General features: G+C 63.0%; 15 protein-coding genes and 1 pseudogene. 3 read left to right on the top strand and 13 right to left on the bottom strand.

From position 1 onward, the window contains the following. Positions 1-111: 111 nt before the first annotated feature. The gene (locus tag AC0L2U_RS10670) at positions 112-1,050 is read left to right on the top strand and encodes a tyrosine recombinase XerC (protein WP_127808704.1); all 939 of its coding nucleotides are present in this window, start codon (positions 112-114) and stop codon (positions 1,048-1,050) included. Positions 1,051-1,430: 380 nt separating this feature from the next. Beyond that, entirely contained in the window at positions 1,431-2,501 is a 1,071-nt protein-coding gene (locus AC0L2U_RS10665) for a TraB/GumN family protein (RefSeq protein ID WP_473601886.1), read from the top strand. Positions 2,502-2,512: 11 nt separating this feature from the next. On the opposite strand, the gene AC0L2U_RS10660 is transcribed toward AC0L2U_RS10665, so the two are convergent. From AC0L2U_RS10660 to AC0L2U_RS10600, 13 genes are all read right to left on the bottom strand, one after another. Next, the gene (locus AC0L2U_RS10660) at positions 2,513-3,244 is read right to left on the bottom strand and encodes a DUF2867 domain-containing protein (RefSeq protein WP_348639515.1); all 732 of its coding nucleotides are present in this window, start codon (positions 3,242-3,244) and stop codon (positions 2,513-2,515) included. 375 nt (positions 3,245-3,619) lie between these two features. After that, positions 3,620-5,050: a dihydrolipoyl dehydrogenase gene (gene lpdA / locus AC0L2U_RS10655; protein WP_127808702.1), complete on the bottom strand. Its 1,431-nt coding sequence runs from the start codon at positions 5,048-5,050 to the stop codon at positions 3,620-3,622. A gap of 55 nt (positions 5,051-5,105) precedes the next feature. Continuing rightward, positions 5,106-5,861: an SDR family oxidoreductase gene (locus AC0L2U_RS10650; protein ID WP_127397752.1), complete on the bottom strand. Its 756-nt coding sequence runs from the start codon at positions 5,859-5,861 to the stop codon at positions 5,106-5,108. Next, positions 5,858-6,325 (bottom strand): hypothetical protein, encoded by a 468-nt coding sequence (locus AC0L2U_RS10645; protein ID WP_245486619.1) that lies wholly within the window; start codon positions 6,323-6,325, stop codon positions 5,858-5,860. The genes AC0L2U_RS10650 and AC0L2U_RS10645 overlap by 4 nt, the downstream gene beginning before the upstream one ends. Positions 6,326-6,376: 51 nt before the next feature. Next, positions 6,377-7,075 carry a DUF4241 domain-containing protein gene (locus tag AC0L2U_RS10640; RefSeq protein WP_164748784.1) on the bottom strand — a complete coding sequence of 233 codons (699 nt, stop codon included), beginning with the start codon at positions 7,073-7,075 and terminating at the stop codon, positions 6,377-6,379. A 95-nt stretch (positions 7,076-7,170) separates the two neighbouring features. Beyond that, on the bottom strand, positions 7,171-8,451 hold the full coding sequence (gene odhB, locus AC0L2U_RS10635; protein WP_128288555.1) for a 2-oxoglutarate dehydrogenase complex dihydrolipoyllysine-residue succinyltransferase: 1,281 nt from the start codon (positions 8,449-8,451) through the stop codon (positions 7,171-7,173). Between the two features lie 48 nt (positions 8,452-8,499). Then, positions 8,500-11,487, bottom strand: coding sequence for a 2-oxoglutarate dehydrogenase E1 component (locus AC0L2U_RS10630; RefSeq protein WP_128288556.1), 2,988 nt, complete (start codon positions 11,485-11,487; stop codon positions 8,500-8,502). A 132-nt stretch (positions 11,488-11,619) separates the two neighbouring features. Continuing rightward, positions 11,620-12,522, bottom strand: coding sequence for a succinate--CoA ligase subunit alpha (gene sucD / locus AC0L2U_RS10625; protein WP_127397251.1), 903 nt, complete (start codon positions 12,520-12,522; stop codon positions 11,620-11,622). A gap of 41 nt (positions 12,523-12,563) precedes the next feature. After that, on the bottom strand, positions 12,564-12,935 hold the full coding sequence (locus tag AC0L2U_RS10620) for a cupin domain-containing protein (RefSeq protein ID WP_127397252.1): 372 nt from the start codon (positions 12,933-12,935) through the stop codon (positions 12,564-12,566). Between the two features lie 4 nt (positions 12,936-12,939). Continuing rightward, the gene (gene sucC, locus AC0L2U_RS10615) at positions 12,940-14,133 is read right to left on the bottom strand and encodes an ADP-forming succinate--CoA ligase subunit beta (RefSeq protein ID WP_024504973.1); all 1,194 of its coding nucleotides are present in this window, start codon (positions 14,131-14,133) and stop codon (positions 12,940-12,942) included. Positions 14,134-14,176: 43 nt separating this feature from the next. Continuing rightward, positions 14,177-15,145 (bottom strand): malate dehydrogenase, encoded by a 969-nt coding sequence (gene mdh, locus AC0L2U_RS10610; RefSeq protein ID WP_013528846.1) that lies wholly within the window; start codon positions 15,143-15,145, stop codon positions 14,177-14,179. Positions 15,146-15,520: 375 nt separating this feature from the next. After that, positions 15,521-16,720: a cell division protein ZapE gene (gene zapE / locus AC0L2U_RS10605; protein WP_473601884.1), complete on the bottom strand. Its 1,200-nt coding sequence runs from the start codon at positions 16,718-16,720 to the stop codon at positions 15,521-15,523. A 54-nt stretch (positions 16,721-16,774) separates the two neighbouring features. Continuing rightward, on the bottom strand, positions 16,775-17,314 hold the full coding sequence (locus tag AC0L2U_RS10600; RefSeq protein WP_023811288.1) for a protease inhibitor Inh/omp19 family protein: 540 nt from the start codon (positions 17,312-17,314) through the stop codon (positions 16,775-16,777). A 262-nt stretch (positions 17,315-17,576) separates the two neighbouring features. Here AC0L2U_RS10600 and AC0L2U_RS10595 point away from each other — a divergent pair. Continuing rightward, positions 17,577-18,595, top strand: a pseudogene (locus AC0L2U_RS10595) (MBL fold metallo-hydrolase). The last annotated feature ends 72 nt before the right edge of the window (positions 18,596-18,667 follow it).

The raw sequence follows: 18,667 nt of genomic DNA, 5'->3' as shown, positions 1-18,667 counted from the left end.
ATCACCAAGGTAGTCACCTGCCACCAATCGATGGTCTCCTAACCTCAGCCGGCTGTCATTTCAATGACGGCTCTTCACCGCTTCCTAACCCGAATACCCGAAAATGCCGCCATGCAGGAATTCCTGATCCCGGCCAAACCCGATCTCCAGGCGGCGCGCGAAAGCTGGCTGAAGATGCTCGCGCGAGAACGTCGGCTGTCGCCCAAGACCGTGGAAGCCTATGAGCGCGACACGCGCCAGTTCCTGCATTTCCTCACCGGCCATTGCGGCGGCTCGCCCGGCATTTCGGACATCGCCGATCTGCGCCCGGCCGACCTGCGCGGCTTTCTCGCGGCGCGGCGCAATGCCGGTGCCGGTGCCCGCACGCTGGGCCGGGGTCTCGCCGGCATCCGCTCGCTGCTGCGTTTCCTCGAGCGGCGCGGCCTCGCCAATGCGGCCGGGGCGGCAGCACTGCGCTCGCCGCGCCAACCCAAATCGCTGCCCAAGCCGCTGACAGCGAGCGATGCCAAGCATGTTGTTTCCATTGAAGGCCAACTGGCGGAGGAACCCTGGATTGCTGCCCGCAACGCCGCCGTGCTGACACTGCTCTACGGCTCCGGCCTGCGCATTTCCGAGGCGCTTGGCCTCGCCGGCGCCGATCTGGCGTCGGCGGCCGACACGGTGCTTCGCGTCACCGGCAAGGGCGGCAAGACGCGCCTGGTGCCGGTGCTGCCGGTGGCGCTCAGGGCGATCGCCGAATATCGCCGGCTCTGCCCCTACCATCTCGACCCCAAGGGCCTGTTGTTTCGCGGCGCCCGCGGCGGTCCGCTCAACCCGGCCATCGTCCAGCGCGACATGGCCAAGCTGCGCTCGGCGCTCAACCTGCCCGATACCGCGACGCCGCATGCGCTGCGCCATTCCTTCGCTACGCATCTGCTCGGCCGCGGCGGCGATTTGCGCACCATCCAGGAACTGCTCGGCCACGCCAGCCTTTCGACGACGCAGATCTACACCGGCGTCGACACCGCGAGGCTGCTCGAGATTTACGAGCAGGCCCATCCACGGGCATGAACGCCAGTAGCGTCGCATAGTATCGGTGGCCAAACGTTCACCATTGGCCGAAAGCCTCCCCAACGTCGTCATCCCTGGGCGAAGCAGGAGCGAAGCTCCGTCGCGGAGACCCTGGGATCCATGCCGCGACCTTTGCCATGGAGTGCTGCGGAGCGGAATTCTGCACTGTTGCAGCGTTCCAGAGTCCCGGCATGGATCCTCGGGTCTGCGCCGCGTCGCTACGCTCCTTGCTCCGCCCGTGGATGACGAAGAAATGGGCGTTTCCGCTAATCATTGAGTCATGAGCACCATCGACGTCCGCTGAGGGCGATAGCCGGTCGAAGACAATTTCGCAGTACCAATTAACCGTTTTGCCGCTTTTCGGTTCTAGGAATGGGATCATGAAACGCGTCATCGCCATCGCCGACCGTGCAGCTTCCGTGTCGCTGAAGCTGCTCGTCGCGCTCAATGTTCTGTTCTTCCTGTCGTTTCTCGCCGTGCTGCTGTTCGCGGCCGGCAAGGCCCATGCCGAAATCTCGACCTGCACCGGCGCCGACATGCTGTCGGCCTTGCAGAAGAACGATCCGGCGACCTACCGCAAGATCGAAGCGGAAGCCGCCGCGACACCGAACGGCAAGGGCCTGTTGTGGAAGCTGGAAAAGCCCGGCGAGAAGCCGTCCTTCCTGTTCGGCACCATGCATATGACCGACCCGCGCGTCACCACGCTGCCTCCCGACGCGCAGAAAGCCTATGACGCCGCCGGCACCATCATCATCGAAACCACTGACGTGCTCGACAAGCAGAAGATGATGGTCGCGATGCTCAAGGAGCCGGACCTGATGATGTTCACTGATTCGACGACGCTGGCGTCGCTGCTGTCACCCGACGATGCGGCGGCCATGAACGCCGCGCTCGACGCCCGCGGCATTCCTCCGGCAACGGTTGCCAAGATGAAGCCGTGGATGCTCTCGGCCATGATGGCACTGCCGGCCTGCGAACTCGCCCGTCAGTCAGGCGGCGCCCCGGTGCTCGATGTCAGGCTGGCGGAAGGTGCAAAGGCTTCCGGCAAGCCGGTGGAAGGATTGGAGACTGCTGAAAGCCAGTTGCGCGCCATGGCCTCGCTGCCGCTGGCGTTTCACATGAAGGGCCTCGTCGACACGCTGAAGCTCGGCGATAAGATCAACGACATCAACGAAACCATGATCGTGCTCTACCAGCGCGGCGACACCGGAATGTTCTGGCCGCTGTTTCGCGTGGCCATGCCGGAAGGCACGGACGACCCCGCGGGCTATGCGGCGTTCGAGGAAACCATGATCACCAGCCGCAACAAGGGGATGGTCGAGCATGCCGAACCGATCCTTGCCAGGGGCAACGTCTTCATGGCGGTCGGCGCCCTCCACCTTCCCGGCCCCGAAGGCCTCGTCGAGGACTTCCGCAAGGCCGGTTACACCGTCACGCCTGTTGGACTTTAAGCTACTTCAGTTTACTTCGCCAGGATCTGGGCCAGCATCGCCGGAACGACGATCCGGTGAAACGGCATGATGATCGCAAGATAGGCGCGCCCGAGCCAATTGTGCGTCTTGACGATCGTCGTCGCGGCCACCTCTTGCCGGCCCGTGCCGAGATCCCTGACTTCGACCAGGACACGGAAATCGAGATGCCGGTCGTCGAGGCCAAGCACAACCTTGCCGGGAAACTGGCTGATGAGCGGAAATATCCCGATCCGGCCTGACGGCAACACTGTAGTTTCCAGGCCCGTCTTCAGCCGGAACGGCTTGACGGCAAGGTTGCGCAGCGCCATGAGCCTGCCGACCCAGGGCGGCATTCGCCCCAGGGCGCGTTCCGCCGCGCCGAGTGCCGTTAAAGAAAGACCCTGGGTGATCAGCACAAAGCGGTCGGCGAACTGGGCTCCGGCGAGAACATCGCAGTGATTCGGGACAAACTCTGCTATGGGATTCGTCACGACAAAAATCCTCCGGAAAAACCCATAGTAGGCACCAACTTGGCGCGTTGCGTGGCGAAACAACGCCATTCCGGCTCCGGAACGGCGGGATTGTCCTTGTTTTTGGCGTTTTCCAACCCTAGCGTGAAACCAGTTCAATGATTGCGCGTTATATGGTGTTGATTGATATTTTTCATCCACGGAGGACACTTTTATGGCGAACGCACCGAATCCAAACGACCCGTTCAATCCCAACACCACCAACACCACCATCAAGCAGAGCGGTGGCGGCGGTAGTGGCTGGCTGATTGCGCTGGTCGTCGTTATTCTGGCGGTTGTCGCGTATTATGTTTTCGGAAGGAGTGGTGAGCACCCGGCACCAGCCGAGCCGCCGGCGGCCAGCACACCGGCCCCCGCGCCCGCACCGGCGGAACCGATGAAGCCAGCCGAACCTGCACCTGCTCCGGCACCTGCAGAACCGGCCCCAGCCCCGGCACCTGCAGCTCCGGCTCCGGCTCCAGCTCCGGCCAACTGACCGGCTCGATATCAAATACGAACGGCCCGCTGAAAAGCGGGCCGTTTTGTTTGGCGATATCGCTACGTTCGTCATCCTCAGGCTTGACCCGAGGATAACGAAGCGTTGTCGCTTTAGATGTGGATTGGCTTGAAGAACGTCGCCAGCGCCGCCTCCTTCACCGCTTCCGACATCGTCGGATGCGCGTGGCAGGTGCGGGCGAGATCCTCAGACGAGCCGCCGAATTCCATCAGCACCGCCGCCTCGTGGATCATCTCGCCTGCGCCGAAGCCGACAATATGCATGCCGAGCACGCGGTCGCTCGTCTTGTCGGCGAGGATCTTCACAAAACCGTCGGTGTGCAGCATGGCGCGCGCCCGGCCATTGGCGCTGAATGGGAATTTTCCGACCTTGTAGTCGATGCCGGCCTTCTTCAGCTCTTCCTCGGTCTTGCCGACCGAGGCGATTTCCGGGCTGGTGTAGACGACGCTCGGAATGACGTCATAGTTCACGTGGCCGGCCTGGCCGGCAATGGTTTCGGCCACCGCCACGCCCTCGTCCTCGGCCTTGTGCGCCAGCATCGGCCCGGCGATGACATCGCCGATGGCATAGATGCCCGGGACATTGGTCGTGAGATGGGCATCGGTCTTGACCCGGCCGCGCTCGTCGACCTCGACGCCGGCTTCCCCGAGCCCGAGACTGTCGGCATAGGCGCGGCGGCCGGTGGCGATCAGCACGGCATCGGCCTCGATCATCTCGGCGGCGCCGCCCTTGACCGGCTCGAAGGTGACGGTCGCACCCTTCTTGGCCTTGGCGACACCGGTGACCTTGGCGCCGAGCTTGAACTCGAAACCCTGCTTTGAAAGCAAGCGCTGGAACTGCTTGGAAACCTCGCCGTCCATGCCGCCCAGGATGGTGTCGAGGAATTCGACCACGGTGACCTTGGCGCCGAGCCGTGCCCACACCGAGCCGAGCTCGAGCCCGATGACACCGCCGCCGACCACCACCAGATGGCCGGGAACCTTATCAAGCGACAAAGCGCCGGTCGACGACACGATCACCTTCTCGTCGATGTCGACCTTGACGCCGGGAATGCCGGCGACATCCGAGCCGGTGGCGATGACGATGTTCCTGGTCTCGATCTCCTCGACCTTGCCGTCCTCAGCCGTCACCGACACCTTGCCGGCCGCGACCACCTTGCCAGTGCCGCGAAAGCTGTCGATCTTGTTCTTCTTGAACAGGAAGGCGACGCCGTTGACGTTCGACGACACCGTCGCATCCTTGTGCGCCATCATCTTCTTCAGGTTCAATTTCGGCGCCGATATCTCGACGCCGAGCGTGTCGAAGGAGTGACCGGCCTCGGCGAACATCTCGGAGGCATGGAGCAGCGCCTTGGAAGGGATGCAGCCGATGTTGAGGCAGGTACCGCCGAAGGTCGCGTTCTTCTCGACCACCGCCACCCTGAGCCCGAGCTGCGCCGCCTTGATGGCGCAGACATAGCCGCCCGGTCCCGATCCGATGATAACGACGTCATAAGCCATGATACTGTCCTTCTGTTTGAGCATGATGCCGTGTGACGCGGTTTTTGGATAACATCATGCTCGATCTGCTTGAGAGCGCTCAGCGGCCGCCGCTTACATTCAGGATCGCGCCTGTCGTATAGGACGCGGCGTCGGAGAGAAGATAGAGAACCGCGCCCGCGACTTCATCCACTGTACCGGCTCTTTTCATCGGCAGCAGGTCGCGGAACCGCTCCACCCTGTCCGGCTGCCCGCCGGAAGCGTGGATGTCCGTGTCGATGATGCCAGGGCGCACCGCATTGACGCGAATGCCTTCCAGCGCCACCTCGCGGGCGAGCCCGATGGTGAAGGTGTCGATGGCGCCCTTGGAGGCGGCATAATCGACGTACTCGCCCGGCGAGCCCAATGTCGCCGCGGCCGACGAGATGTTGACTATGGATCCGCCCGACCCGCCATGGCGGGTCGACATGCGCTTGACCGCCTCACGGGCGCAGAGGAACGAGCCGACGACATTGATGCGCATCATGCGCTCCAGCCGCGAAACATCCATCTCGTCGACGCGCGCCTTGACGTCGACGATGCCGGCATTGTTGACGAAAGCATCGAGCCGTCCATAGGCGCGGTCGACGGCCTCGAACATGGCCACGATATCGGCCTCGCTGCCGACATCGCCCTTGACCGCAAAAGCCTCGCCGCCGGCAGCCTCGATCTCCGCGACCAGTGCATCGGCGGCGTCCTGATTCGCAGCGTAGTTGACCGCGACCCTGTAGCCGGCCTTCGATCCAAACCGGCAGATCGCCGCGCCGATGCCGCGGCTGCCGCCGGTGACCAGCAGCACCTTTTGCGTCCCGCTCATTCCTGGCATCCCTTCAAGGCAAACACATCCCCCGGCACTTTCGAAAACCCGCTGCCGCCATAGGCACTGGATTGGCGCAACGCTGGCCCGAGATCCGGCAGTATCAGCGTCTTCGGCGCTTCGACACCTTCGGCCGGCAGCAGCCCGATGTTGCCCTTGTCATCCGCCGTGTAGATGACGCTATGCCAGGGCGTGCAGGCGGCAAGCTCCTCGCCGGTGACGTCGCCCTCGGGGCATTTGTACATCAGCGCGCCGTTCGGCCGCGACACGCCCTCGTTCCACATGACGATGCCGTTCAGCACCACATTGTTGTCGAGGATCATCCGGAACGTGTTGGTGACCGTCGCCGAGGTGCCGGTGGGCGTGAAATCGATTTCGCTGCCGCTCTGGGCGTCGCCATAGACAGCGAGCTCGATCGGACAGGCGGCATTTGCGGCAGAGTCGGTGAACAACACGGCCAGCATTCCGGCTGCACATCGGATAGTGGGCGATAGGACGCTTTGCATCAGCGCGACCTACTTGCTCTCGCGGCCATCGGCGTTTTCCAGCACGCCGAAATCGGTCAGCAGCAACAACGGCTCGCCTGCTGCGTCCAGTCCCCAGAATGACGGATAAAATCCATCACCCCAGCCGCTCCAGAACATCGCGATGTTGAGCGGGTTGCCGGCAACCGGATGATGCATGACGAACCTGTCCTGGTTGGGTGCGAATTCGGCGGCCAGCACGTCGTCATAGTAATTCTCGTCGGCCTTGAGCTTGTCCTGTTCGGCCGACATCAGCGCCATCGCCGTCTTGTCCATGAAAGAGCCAAGGCCGGCTTCGACCGGGTAGCCGAACATTTCGTCGTCCTTCAGGGTCGACACGTCCTGGTCTGGCAAGGTCGCCAGTTCCCAGCGGACCGGCGTGCCTGGGCGGAGCCGAAGGAACGCTGCTGCCACACGTCCCTGGGCCTCGAACAGAGAAACCGGATAACTTCCAGGTTTGACCTTGCGGCTCAATGCTGGCCAGTCATCGCCTGTGACCAGAGGATCGCAGGCCATAATCTCGCCCGTCGGCAATTCGAGTTGGCCGATCGGGGTGACCGTTATCTTCCGCTCCGCCAATTGCACGTCACTAAGGGCAAAGATGCCGAGGTTGCTGCTCACCTTTGCCGGATTCCATCCGGCGGCGATTGCCAGCGAAGGAACAGCAGTGGACAAGCCAAGCCAGAAAATACTGCGCCGAAAAGTCCGCTGCGCGCCGCCCGCGGCCCGGCCCAGTTTGAACCCGAACCGTTCCAGCCAGCCGCTCACGGGGCGGTTGGCCTTGCTCACAGATCGAGCACCAGCCGTTCCGGATCCTCCAGGCTTTCCTTGACGCGGACCAGGAAGGTCACCGCTTCCTTGCCGTCGACGATGCGGTGATCGTAGCTGAGCGCCAGATACATCATCGGCCGGATCACGATCTGGCCGCCGACCACCACAGGCCTGTCCTGGATCTTGTGCATGCCCAGAATGCCCGACTGCGGCGCGTTGAGGATCGGCGTCGACATCAGCGACCCGTAAACGCCACCGTTGGAAATCGTAAACGTGCCGCCTTGCATGTCGGCGACCGACAGCTTGCCGTCGCGCGCGGCGATGCCCAGCCGGCCGATATCCTTTTCGATCTCGGCGATCGACATCTGGTCGGCATTGCGCACCACCGGCACGACAAGACCCTTCTCGGTGCCGACGGCGACGCCGATATGGGCATAATTCTTGAAGATGATGTCGGTGGCGTCGATCTCGGCGTTGACCGAGGGGATCTCCTTCAGCGCGTGTGTCACGGCCTTGGTGAAGAAGCCCATGAAGCCGAGCTTCACGCCGTGCTTCTTTTCGAACACATCCTTGTACCTGGTCCGCAGTGCCATCACCGCTGACATGTCGACCTCGTTGAAGGTGGTCAGCATGGCTGCGGTCGACTGCGCTTCCTTGAGGCGGCGGGCGATGGTCTGGCGCAGCTTGGTCATGCGCACGCGCTCCTCGCGCGACGCATCGTCGCCCGAGGACGGCGCGCGCACGGCAACCGGTGCAGGTGCCGCCTTCGGCGTCTCCGCCGGCTGCGACGGCGCACCCTTGGAGATGGCGTCGAGCACGTCGCCTTTCAGCACCTGGCCACGCTTTCCCGAACCGGAGATCTGGTCGACCGAGAGATTGCTTTCGGCGATCAGTTTCGCCGCGGCCGGTGCCGGTGGCATGGTGCGCGGCTCGACCGGGCCGGCATCGCCGGCGATCTTGGCGGTCTCGGCCGCGGCCTGCTTGCCGGTCGATGCCGCATCCGGCGACGAGGCCTGCGACACCGCCTGCGGCTTGGTCGCTGGTGCGGCGGCAGCGCCACCTGCCGAAATCGAACCGAGCAGCGCACCGACACCGACCGTCTCGCCTTCCTTGGCGGTGATTTCGCTTAAGGTTCCAGCGGCGGCGGCAGGCACCTCCACCGTCACCTTGTCGGTCTCGAGCTCGACCAGCGGCTCGTCGGCGACGATCGCGTCGCCGACCTTCTTGAACCATTTGCCGATGGTCGCTTCGGTGACGGATTCGCCGAGAGTGGGAACGCGGATTTCGGTAGCCATTGTGCCTGTCCGTTTTCTTTCGGGTTCTGTTATTCGCCCAGATTTTCTCTATTCACCAAGCGCGTCTTCGAGCAAGGCGGCGAGCTGCGCGAGATGCTTCGACATCAGTCCGGTCGCCGGCGAGGCGGCGGCCGGACGGCCGGTGTAGCGCACCCGCTGATGCTTGGCATCGATATGCGCCAGCACCCATTCCAGATACGGGTCGATGAACGACCAGGCGCCCATGTTCTTGGGCTCCTCCTGGCACCAGACCATCTCGGCATTGCGGAACCGCGACAGTTCGGTGATCAGCGCCTTGGCCGGGAACGGATAGAGCTGTTCGACGCGCAGCAGATAGATGTCGTTGATGCCGCGCTTCTCGCGCTCCTCATAGAGGTCGTAATAGACCTTGCCCGAACACAGCACGACGCGGCGGATCTTGGAATCCTTGGTGAGCTTGATCGCCTGGCCGGAAAGCAGTTGCGCATCGTCCCACAGCAGTCGGTGGAACGAGCTTTCGCCCGAAATTTCCGGCAGCGTCGACACCGCCCGCTTGTGGCGCAGCAGCGACTTCGGCGTCATCAGGATCAGCGGCTTGCGGAAGTCGCGCTTCAGCTGCCGGCGCAATATGTGGAAGTAGTTGGCCGGCGTCGTACAGTTGGCCACTTGCATGTTATCTTCGGCGCAAAGCTGCAGGAAGCGTTCGAGCCGGGCCGAAGAATGTTCCGGACCCTGGCCTTCATAGCCATGCGGCAGCAGGCAGACGAGGCCCGACATTCTGAGCCACTTGCGTTCACCCGAAGAGATGAACTGGTCGAACACCACCTGGGCACCGTTGGCGAAATCGCCGAACTGCGCTTCCCACAAGGTCAGCGCCTTGGGCTCGGCCAGGCTGTAGCCATATTCGAAGCCCAGCACCGCCTCTTCCGACAGCATCGAGTTGATGACTTCGTAGCCGGCTTGAGCCGCCGACAGATTGTTGAGCGGGATGTAGCGGGTCTCGTCGCGCTGGTCGTAAAGGACCGAGTGACGCTGCGAGAAGGTGCCGCGTTCGGAATCTTGTCCCGACAGGCGGATCGGATTGCCGTCGAGCAGGATGGCGCCGAAGGCCAGCGCCTCGGCCGTCGACCAGTCGATGCCTTCGCCGGACTCGATCGCCTGGCGGCGGTTTTCGAGGAAGCGGATGATCGTCTTGTGCGCCTCGAAATCCTTCGGCACCTCGGTCAGCTTCTTGCCGATTTCCTTCAGCGTCTTCACCGGCACGGCGGTCTTGCCGCGCCTTTGTTCGTCCTGGTTGTCGGCCGTGCGCAGGCCAGACCAGGCGCCGTCGAGCCAATCGGCCTTGTTGGGCTTGTAGTGCTGGCCGACTTCCCACTCGGATTCCAGATGCGCCCGCCAGTCGGCCTTGAGCTGGTCGAGCTCGGCCTGGGTGAGGTGACCCTCGGCGATCAGCCGGTCGCCGTAGATCTGCACGGTCGTCTTGTGGGTGCGGATGTTGCGGTACATGATCGGCTGGGTGAAGGCCGGCTCGTCGCCCTCATTGTGGCCGAAGCGGCGGTAGCAGAACATGTCGACCACAACAGGCTTGTGGAACTTCATGCGGAATTCGATCGCCACCTTGGTGGCGTGCACCACGGCTTCCGGATCGTCGCCATTGACGTGGAAGATCGGCGCTTCGATCATCTTGGCGACGTCGGACGGATAGGGCGACGAGCGCGAGAAGCGCGGATTGGTGGTGAAGCCGATCTGGTTGTTGATGATGAAATGCAACGTGCCGGCGACGCGGTGGCCGCGCAGGCCGGACAGGCCGAGGATCTCGGCAATCACGCCCTGGCCGGCGAAGGCGGCGTCGCCATGCAGCAGTAGCGGCAGCACCTTGGCGCGCTCTTCCAGCGGCACGATCTCCTCGCGGCTGCGGCCGAACAGGTAATCCTGCTTGGCGCGCGCCTTGCCCATCACCACCGGATCGACAATTTCCAGATGCGAGGGATTGGCGGTCAAGGACAGGTGCACCTTGTTGCCGTCGAACTCGCGGTCCGACGAGGCGCCGAGATGGTACTTGACGTCGCCCGAGCCCTCGACCTCGTCGGGGGCGGCCGAGCCACCCTTGAACTCGTGGAAGATGGCGCGGTGCGGCTTGGCCATCACCTGCGAGAGCACGTTCAGCCGGCCGCGATGCGCCATGCCGAGCACGATTTCCTTCATGCCGAGCTGGCCGCCGCGCTTGACGATCTGCTCCAGGGCCGGGATCAGCGCTTCACTGCCATCGAGGCCGAAGCGCTTGGTGCCCTTGTACTTGACGTCGATGAACTGCTCGAAGCCTTCGGCCTCGACCAGCTTCTGCAGGATCGCCTTCTTGCCGGTGGCGGTGAAGGTGATCTCCTTGTCGGCGCCCTCGATACGTGCCTGGATCCAGGCCTTTTCCTCGGGATCGGAAATATGCATGAACTCGACGCCGAGCGTCGAGCAATAGGTGCGGGTCAGGATTTCCAGCATCTGCCGGATGCTGCCGAATTCGAGCCCGAGCACATTGTCGAGGAAGATCGGCCGGTCGTAATCGGCTTCGGTGAAGCCGTAATTTTCCGGCGACAGCTCGTTGTAGTCCTCGAGCGGCTTGGCGATGCCGAGCGGGTCGAGATTGGCATGCAGATGGCCGCGCATGCGGTAGGCGCGGATCATCATGATGGCGCGCACCGAATCGCGCGTCGCCTGGTGCACGTCGGCGTCGGACAGGACGACGCCGTTGGTGACCGCCTTGTCCTTGACTTTCTTTTCGATCGTCTTCTCGACGATACCCCAATTGCCGTCGAGCGCCGACACCAGTTCGCCATTGGCCTGCAGCGGCCAGGAGGGCTTGGCCCAGGAGGCGCCCTTGGCATTCCTGCGCACATCGCCGGCGTCGTCCTTCAGCCCGGCGAAGAACTCCTGCCATTCGGGGTTTACCGACTCCGGATCGTCCTCATAAGACGCATAAAGCGAGTCGATGTAATCGGCATTGCCGCCATAGAGGAAAGAGGTGAGTGAAAATTGGTCGTTGGCCTGATCTTGTCTTGCCATTTTTGTCCGCGGAGCCTGGCTCCGTCTCCTGTTTGGAGCGAGTAGGGAGTAGCGAATAGCGAGTAGGGATTCCCCAGTGGTCGCGCCGCTAGTCTGTCTTTCCTATTCGCTATTCACTACTCGCTACTCACTTTAACCCTTGATCGCCTCGACCAAGGTCGTGCCCAGCCTTGCCGGCGAAGGCGAAACTTTTATCCCGGCCGATTCCATCGCCGCGATCTTGTCTTCGGCGCCGCCCTTGCCGCCGGAGATGACCGCGCCCGCATGACCCATGGTGCGGCCGGCCGGCGCCGTGCGTCCGGCGATGAAGCCAGCCATCGGCTTTTTGCGGCCGCGCTTGGCTTCGTCCTTGAGGAACTGCGCGGCGTCTTCCTCGGCCGAACCGCCGATCTCGCCGATCATGATGATCGACTTGGTCTCGTCGTCGGCGAGGAACATCTCGAGCACGTCGATGAACTCGGTGCCCTTGACGGGGTCGCCGCCAATGCCGACGGCGGTGGTCTGGCCGAGGCCGACATTGGTGGTCTGGAACACGGCCTCATAGGTAAGTGTTCCCGAGCGCGAAACAACGCCGACCGAGCCCTTGCGGAAGATGTTTCCGGGCATGATGCCGATCTTGCATTCGTTGGGCGTGAGCACGCCCGGGCAGTTCGGCCCAATCAGGCGCGAGGTCGAGCGGTCGAGCCTGGCCTTGACCCTGATCATGTCCATCACCGGGATGCCTTCGGTGATGCAGATGATCAGCGGGATCTCGGCCTCGATCGCTTCGAGGATGGCTTCGGCGGCACCCGCCGGCGGCACATAGACGACCGAAGCGTTGGCACCGGTCTTTTCCTTGCCCTCGGCGACCGTGGCGAAGATCGGCAGGTTTTCACCCTTTGAGCCGGTCCACGTCTCGCCACCCTTCTTGGGGTGGATGCCGCCGACCATTTTCGTGCCGTGATAAGCCAGCGCCTGTTCGGTGTGAAACGTGCCGGTCTTGCCGGTCAGGCCCTGCACCAGCACCTTGGTGTTCTTGTCGACGAGAATGGACATGGGAGCCCTTTTCTAAAAACCGTTGATCGAGGAAAACATGGTCAGAGCCGCTTCAGGTCAGCGACCGTGAGGTCGCTCTTGGCATTGCCGGTGTTGAGCGTCGTCGCCGGCTCGAACATCAGCACGACCGGTTCCGCGGTGAGCGAACGCGGCCGGTGCTCGACACCGCGCGGTACGACGATGAAGTCGCCCTCGCCGAGCTCGACCGGACCGTCACGGAAATCGATGGCGATACGCCCGCGCAGCACGAGGAAGGCTTCATCCTCATGGTCATGCGCATGCCAGTCGAACATCTCGCCGAACTTGGCGACCTTCGCCTGGCTGTCGTTGACGTCGCCGGCGATATGCGGATCGAAAACCTTGGTGATGGTCCGATCCGCCGCCTCGACGAGGTTTATCTTGCGCGGAGGCATCCGCTCAGCCCTTTACCGCCGCCACGATCTTCTTGGCTGCATCGTCGAGATCGTCGGCCGACACGACGTTGAGGCCGCTGTCGTTGATGATCTTCTTGCCGAGCTCGGCATTGGTGCCTTCCAGACGCACCACCAGCGGCACTTCCAGTCCGACTTCCTTGACCGCGGCAATGACGCCCTCGGCAATGATGTCGCACTTCATGATGCCGCCGAAGATGTTGATCAGGATACCCTTGACCGCCGGATCCCGGGTGATGATCTTGAACGCCGCCGTGACTTTTTCCTTGGATGCGCCGCCACCGACATCGAGGAAGTTGGCGGGCTCGGCACCATAGAGCTTGATGATGTCCATCGTCGCCATGGCGAGGCCGGCGCCGTTGACCATGCAGCCGATATTGCCGTCGAGCGCGACATAGGCGAGGTCGTATTTCGACGCCTCGATCTCCTTCTCGTCCTCTTCGGTGGTGTCGCGCAGTTCGAGCACGTCCGGGTGGCGGAACAGCGCGTTGTTGTCGAACGACACTTTCGCGTCGAGCACGCGCAGCCGGCCGTTTTTCATGACGATCAGCGGGTTGACCTCGAGCAGGCTCATGTCCTTTTCGACGAAGGCTTTGTAGAGGATCGGGAACAGCGTATCGCCGTCCTTGGCAGCATCGCCGTCGAGCTTCAGCGCACCGTTGAGCGCCTTCAGGTCGGCCGATGTGACGCCTTTTTCCGGATCGATGGCGACGGTGATGATCTTTTCCGGCGTGTCATGGGCGACCGCCTCGATGTCCATGCCGCCTTCGGTCGAGACGACGAAGGCAATGCGGCCGACCGAACGGTCGACCAGGATCGACAGATAGAGCTCGCGTTCGATGTCGGCGCCGTCCTCGATGTAGAGACGGTTGACCTGTTTGCCGGCCGGGCCGGTCTGCTTGGTCACCAGCGTGTTGCCCAGCATCTCGTTGGCGTTGGCGACGACGTCGGCCACCGATTTCGCCAGCCGCACCCCGCCCTTGGCGTCCGGGCCGAGCTCGGTGAATTTGCCCTTGCCGCGGCCGCCGGCATGGATCTGGCTCTTCACCACATAGAGCGGGCCCGGCAGCGCCTTGGCGGCGGCTTCCGCTTCGCTCGCCTTGAACACCGGCACGCCTTCGGCCACCGGCGCGCCAAAGCTCTTCAGCAGCGCCTTGCCCTGATACTCATGGATGTTCATCTGGATGGTCTCCGGATCGACTGGGGGTTCACTTGCTGGAGATTCATTTGGAGGCGAGTTGCGGCGCGATTTTGACGCAGGCCTCGGTCAGGCCCTGCACCGTCGCCACCGAGGAGTCGAACATCTTCTGCTCGCTCTTGTTGAGCTCGATCTCAATGATACGCTCGACGCCGCCGGCGCCGATCACCACGGGAACGCCGACATAGGTGTTCTTGACGCCATACTGGCCGGAGAGATACGCCGCGCAGGGCAGCACGCGCTTCTTGTCCTTGAGATAGGCTTCGGCCATCGAGATCGCCGAAGCGGCCGGCGCGTAATAGGCCGAACCGGTCTTGAGCAGGCCGACGATCTCGGCGCCGCCGTCGCGGGTGCGCTGCACGATCTGGTCGAGCTTTTCCTTCGAGGTCCAGCCCATCTTGATGAGATCGGGCAGCGGAATGCCCGATACCGTCGAATAGCGGATCATCGGCACCATGGAATCGCCGTGGCCGCCGAGCACGAAGGCGGTGACGTCCTCGACCGAGACCTTGAATTCCTCGGCCAGGAAATAGCGGAAGCGCGCGCTGTCGAGCACGCCGGCCATGCCGACGACATGGCTGTTGGGCAGTCCTGAGAACTTCTGCAGCGCCCAGACCATGGCGTCGAGCGGGTTGGTGATGCAGATGACGAAGGCCTTCGGCGCATACTTCTTCAGCCCGGCGCCGACCTGTTCCATGACCTTGAGATTGATGCCCAAAAGGTCGTCGCGGCTCATGCCCGGCTTGCGCGGCACGCCGGCGGTGACGATGCAGACGTCGGCGCCTTCGATGCCGGCATAGTCGTTGATGCCGGTGAGCCTGGAGTCGAAGCCATCGACCGGCGACGACTGCGCGATATCGAGCCCCTTGCCCTGCGGGATACCTTCGGCAATATCGAACAGCACCACGTCGCCGAGGTCCTTGAGGCCGATCATGTGAGCGAGCGTGCCGCCGATCATGCCAGAGCCGATGAGCGCTATCTTGTTGCGTGCCATGTGAGGATGTTTTCCCTTTGTCGGTGACGACGTCTCAAATCTCTGGTGACTTGATGCGGCGTCGAAGAAGAGGCCGGAATGCTGCGGGGAACCGCGAATTTTCGCCGCACCCAATAGCCCCGGCACAGAAAAAATTCAAACGATTATTTTGGTGTCAGCATTTTCAATCGGTTAGATCATTTGGGATTTACGTAAACGTCAAAGTTTGTAAGCCGACTTGGGGGAGAAGTAGCCGATGAAGATGGAGATCGTAAGGCCGGATGCGGGCGATGACGCCCTTGTGATGAGGGTAGCCGAGGTCGGCGGGACAGCGTCCCCCTCTGTCTTGCCGACGGGGGGGGCACGAAAGATCGCTATCAACGGATCTCTGGAAATTCAGGCCTGCGCCTGCTGTGCCTCTGGCGCCGGCTTCCCCTTCTGCCGCGCCGCCCAATCCTCCAGCCAGTCGCGGCTTTGCATCTCGATCAGCCGCGATGCGGTGCGCTCGAACTCGAAGACTTCGACGCCGCGCTTGGCTGCATAAAGCGCTTGCGGCGGCGCATCGGCGCTCACCACCATCCGCACATGATGGTCGTAGAGCGTGTCGATCAGAAGGATGAAGCGCTTGGCCTCGTTGCGCTTGCCTTCGCCGAGCACCGGGACGTGGTCGATGAAAATGGTTGAGAAGCGCCCGGCGATCGCCAGGAAATCGCGCGCGCCAAGCGGCTTCTCGCAGAGATCGGCGAAGGAGAACCGCGCCGCATCGCCCGCCGCACGCGGCACGATCACCTGCCGTCCTTTGAGGGCAATCGATGCCTCGGCGGTCGGCGCGCCCCGCGTCATGGCTTGCCAGGCCTCGTCGAGTAGCTGGTCCGCCGCCGCATCGGCCGGCGTGACATAGACCGGTGTCCGGGCGAGCTTTTCCAGCCGGTAGTCTTTGTCGGCATCGAGCGCCAGTACCTGTGTGTGCCGCTCCAGTATGCCGATAAAGGGCAGGAAAAGCTGGCGGTTCAGCCCGTCGCTGTAGAGGTTTTCCGGCGCCACATTCGAGGTGGCGACCAGCACCACGCCGCTGGCAAACAGCGCCGAAAACAACCTGGACAGTATCATCGCGTCGGCAATGTCGGTGACCGAGAACTCGTCGAAGCACAGCACCCAGGCTTGCTCGGCAAGGGCCTTGGCCACCGGCGGGATCGGATCGTCTTCCCTGACGTCGCCATTCTTGCGCGCCTGCCGGTGCTTCTGGATACGGTCCTGCACGTCGGCCATGAAGTCGTTGAAGTGGACGCGGCGCTTGCGCCGCACCGGCAGCAAGTCGAAGAACATGTCCATCAGCATGGTCTTGCCGCGACCGACGCCGCCATGGATGTAGAGGCCTTTGACGGCCTCATGGGTCTCGCGCTTGCGGGCGAACAGCCAGCCCAGCGCGCTCGACTTATGCGCCAGCCGCTTGGCCGAAATCTCATCGGTCAGCCGGTCAAGCGCCGCAACGATCCGTTCCTGCGCCGGATCGCGGTCGATCGTACCGGTTTCCACCAGATGGTCGTAGCGCTGCCTGACGGTCGCATGGGTCTGAAGGCCGTCACGCAGATGCATCGGTCACGTCGTTCTGGAGCAATTCCGGGAACCGGAAATTGCGTAAAACAAAAACTATCTCGTAAGTGAAATCGGCTGGCCGTTGGAAGTCTGGCCGTCGAATTTCGAGCCGCCCGAGGAATAGAGCCGCGCCAGCGCACCGCCGCTCTCGTCATAGAGCGTCAGCTGTTTGCCGGCGACGTTCCACGACTTGATGCCGTCCATCGGCGCCGGGCAATGCAGCGGCCCGGCGCGGAAGCCGGCGCCGAATTTGGTCTGCGGTGTCGCCACCTTGCAGCTCTGGCCCGCAACGCTGGCGTTCCAGACACCGGCGACGCTGGCGGCGGTCACGTCGGAAGCGCCGGCCGGCGCCGAGCCGTCCGAAGGCAGCGCGGCGACCTGGGTGTTCGCCGGCGCGGTCGGGAATTGCGAAGGGTCGGTGGTGCCGGGCGATGCCGGCGGCGGCAGTTGGTTCGCCGTCACCTTGCCGGCGGGCGCGGCCTCCAGCGGTGCCGGCTGCTGGTCATCCATCGAGGAAAAACGTGAGGTCGAACAGCCACTCGCAACGAGGGCCGCCAGCGATACGGCCACCAGACCGGTTTTCGAAAAAGTCATTCCAACCTCCGTCGGATCCGGCTGGGGGGAAGCCGTCCGCACAATCTCACCCCCACCAAGATGGAGAAGGTGGCGAAATTTCAACCCGATATGGTTAAAATACAGTTTGCAGCAAGAATTGTTGCAAATTTATCGCAATCGCCACGGCTGACCGTTTGTCGCGCGTCGCTTGGGAATTCCGGTCAACACTTCGTCGGTGGACGCTTGCGCGAACCGCCTCAGCGCCTATGTCTGGAAAACGAAACCCTGCTGGAGCCGCAAATTGGCCGCGAGAAAGACTGCCGCCAATCGCTATTACAGCGGCCCGCCCAGCGACCATTTCGACGGCGCATGTTCTTCAATCCCGACGGCCAGCCACCCGGCCGTTTCGCCGACCTGCTGAAATGGCAGTTGAATGGCCAGCGCTCGAAATGGCCGGCGAGCGATGCAAGCCCCTTTCCGCAGGCAAAGCCGGCGACAAGGGTCGAGGGCGCCGCGCTGGAAGTGACCATGATTGGTCATTCCACCTTGCTGGTCCAGACGGCAAGTCTGAACATTCTTACCGATCCGGTTTGGTCGCTGCGCGCGTCGCCGCTTTCCTTCGCCGGACCAAAACGCATCAATGCGCCAGGCATCGCCTTTGCCGACCTGCCGCCGATCGACCTCGTGCTGGTCAGCCACAACCATTACGACCATCTCGACCTCGCCACGTTGAAGCGGCTGAAGGCCGGCCACGACCCGCTGGTGCTCACTCCGCTCGGCAACGACGCCATCATCGAAGCCGCCGTGCCCGGCATGCGACTGTCGGCGCATGACTGGGGCGACAGGGTCGAGATCGGCAATGGCGCCGCCGTCCATGTAGAGCCGGTGCATCACTGGTCGGCGCGTGGCGCCCGCGACCGGCGCATGGCGCTGTGGGCCGGCTTCGTCGTCGAAACGCCTGACAGCAAGCTCTATTTCGCCGGCGACACCGGCTTTCACAATGGCATCAACTACCGGCGGATGGCCGAGAAACATGGCGGTTTCCGCTTCGCCATCCTGCCGATCGGCGCCTATGAACCGCGCTGGTTCATGGCGCCGCAGCACCAGAACCCCTGGGAAGCGGTGCAAGGCATGACGCTGTGCAATGCCGCCCATGCCGCCGGCTGTCATTGGGGAACTTTCCAGCTCACTGACGAGCCGATCGACGAGCCGGCGCGCAAATTGACCGAGGCGCTTGACGATCAAGGCATTCCACGGCAGCGCTTTCGCGCCTTGCGGCCGGGCGAGGTATGGAATGTACCGGAGCACATAGTGCCCTGATCCGCATCGGTTTCGACGGAACCCCAGCGCGGCAACAGCGTTTTCATGCGGTTGAAAAATCTGTCGGTTGCG

The sequence above is a fragment of the Mesorhizobium sp. WSM4808 genome (genome assembly GCF_055811675.1).
This window is presented reverse-complemented; position numbering and strand designations above follow the sequence as displayed.

Excerpts from the sequence above, each read along its gene's own strand:
- sucD (WP_127397251.1), bottom strand. The coding sequence starts at position 12,522 with ATGTCCATTCTCGTCGACAAGAACACCAAGGTGCTGGTGCAGGGCCTG.
- AC0L2U_RS10670 (WP_127808704.1), top strand. The coding sequence starts at position 112 with ATGCAGGAATTCCTGATCCCGGCCAAACCCGATCTCCAGGCGGCGCGC.
- AC0L2U_RS10650 (WP_127397752.1), bottom strand. The coding sequence starts at position 5,861 with ATGAGCGGGACGCAAAAGGTGCTGCTGGTCACCGGCGGCAGCCGCGGC.
- AC0L2U_RS10665 (WP_473601886.1), top strand. The coding sequence starts at position 1,431 with ATGAAACGCGTCATCGCCATCGCCGACCGTGCAGCTTCCGTGTCGCTG.
- AC0L2U_RS10630 (WP_128288556.1), bottom strand. The coding sequence starts at position 11,487 with ATGGCAAGACAAGATCAGGCCAACGACCAATTTTCACTCACCTCTTTC.
- odhB (WP_128288555.1), bottom strand. The coding sequence starts at position 8,451 with ATGGCTACCGAAATCCGCGTTCCCACTCTCGGCGAATCCGTCACCGAA.
- zapE (WP_473601884.1), bottom strand. The coding sequence starts at position 16,720 with ATGCATCTGCGTGACGGCCTTCAGACCCATGCGACCGTCAGGCAGCGC.
- sucC (WP_024504973.1), bottom strand. The coding sequence starts at position 14,133 with ATGAACATCCATGAGTATCAGGGCAAGGCGCTGCTGAAGAGCTTTGGC.
- AC0L2U_RS10620 (WP_127397252.1), bottom strand. The coding sequence starts at position 12,935 with ATGCCTCCGCGCAAGATAAACCTCGTCGAGGCGGCGGATCGGACCATC.
- lpdA (WP_127808702.1), bottom strand. The coding sequence starts at position 5,050 with ATGCTCAAACAGAAGGACAGTATCATGGCTTATGACGTCGTTATCATC.
- AC0L2U_RS10645 (WP_245486619.1), bottom strand. The coding sequence starts at position 6,325 with ATGCTGGCCGTGTTGTTCACCGACTCTGCCGCAAATGCCGCCTGTCCG.
- AC0L2U_RS10600 (WP_023811288.1), bottom strand. The coding sequence starts at position 17,314 with ATGACTTTTTCGAAAACCGGTCTGGTGGCCGTATCGCTGGCGGCCCTC.
- mdh (WP_013528846.1), bottom strand. The coding sequence starts at position 15,145 with ATGGCACGCAACAAGATAGCGCTCATCGGCTCTGGCATGATCGGCGGC.
- AC0L2U_RS10660 (WP_348639515.1), bottom strand. The coding sequence starts at position 3,244 with ATGGTGGTGTTGGTGGTGTTGGGATTGAACGGGTCGTTTGGATTCGGT.